Origin of the sequence: Alteromonas sp. CNT1-28 (genome assembly GCF_022348345.1) — a bacterium.
GTDB classification, from domain to species: Bacteria; Pseudomonadota; Gammaproteobacteria; order Enterobacterales; family Alteromonadaceae; genus Alteromonas; species Alteromonas macleodii.
Window position 1 is genome coordinate 1 of the sequence record NZ_JAKREZ010000094.1, and the last position, 1314, is coordinate 1314.

The window sequence follows — 1314 nt, forward strand, 5'->3', positions numbered from 1 at the left end:
CTAGCCTCCGCATTTTCGTGGGTTAGCTGAAAGCCAGTGCCATAATTAGTTTGCTTAAGACTAAATCATTTGGAGGCTAGCATGAACAAACATAGCATGGTTTTTATCGGGTTGGATACGCATAAAGAGTTTCATGAGGTTGCTTATTGTGAAGAACAGCGTGGAGCGACGCCGGTTCATTATGGGCGTATTCCTTCATCTAAGGTCAGTGTTAAAAAGCTGCTCCGCCAGTTTGAATCAAAATACCCTGGTGCAACACTTCACGTTGTTTACGAAGCAGGTCCATGTGGCTACTGGATATATCGTCTCGTTACCAGTCTTGGGCATTGTTGCTATGTCGTGGCTCCGTCTCTTATTCCCAAAAAGCCAGGAGAGCGAATTAAAACCGACCGCCGAGATGCGCTTAAACTCGTTAGGTCGCTAAAGTCTGAAGACCTTACACCCATCTATGTGCCCGAACCGGAAGATGAAGCTGTGCGGGATTTATCTCGAGCTCGAGAAGCCGCAATGAAGGATTTAAAAGAAGCAAAGTATCAACTCAAAGCCTTATTACTTCGCAACAACATACGTTATGAAGGCACTGCCAACTGGTCGAAGAAGCATCTGCGCTGGCTCACCGAACTGATTTTGCCTCACCCAGCCCAGCAAATTGTCTTGCAGGAACAACTGCAAACCATTGAGGAACGTATCCGGCGACTGGAAAGGCTCGACAACGAGTTAACCCACCATGTACACCAATGGCGTTATTATCCAGTAGTGAAAGCCGTTCAGGCGATGCGCGGCGTTCGATTGCTCGTTGCTGTTGGTGTGGTGGCAGAGCTCGGTGACTTACACCGCTTCGACCATCCCAGAAAGCTCATGGCTTATCTGGGCTTAGTTCCCAGTGAACAATCATCAGGTGGAAAGCGACACTTAGGAGCCATTACAAAAGCAGGAAATGGCCGAGCAAGGCGTTTACTGATTGAGGGGGCGCACAGCTACCGTTATCCGGCCAATGTCTCTACCGAATTGCAGTTAAGGCAGGAAGGCTTACCTAAAGACATCGTTGATATTGCCTGGAAAGCACAGCTTCGTTTGTGCAAACGCTATCAGCGCATGAGCAAAAAAGGTAAGCACTACAATTTAATCATTACCGCAATAGCTAGAGAAATGGCGGCATACATCTGGGCTATTGCAAAGGAAGTGGTACTTATACCGGTTAATCCAAAACTAAGACTGAGCCGAGTACCTGCATGATAAACGAGTTTGAGCTAACGCATTCGGATCAGGCCGCGGAATGTGGCACAACCTACGAGGGCGTTATGATGGCAATCA

At 47.8% G+C, this 1314-nt stretch carries 1 protein-coding gene; it reads left to right on the forward strand.

The annotated features are described in order from the left end of the window. The first annotated feature begins 81 nt into the window (after positions 1-81). Positions 82-1236, forward strand: coding sequence for an IS110 family transposase (locus MHN02_RS21465; RefSeq protein ID WP_061485964.1), 1155 nt, complete (start codon positions 82-84; stop codon positions 1234-1236). Positions 1237-1314: the final 78 nt, after the last annotated feature.

Excerpts from the sequence above, each read along its gene's own strand:
- MHN02_RS21465 (WP_061485964.1), top strand. The coding sequence starts at position 82 with ATGAACAAACATAGCATGGTTTTTATCGGGTTGGATACGCATAAAGAG.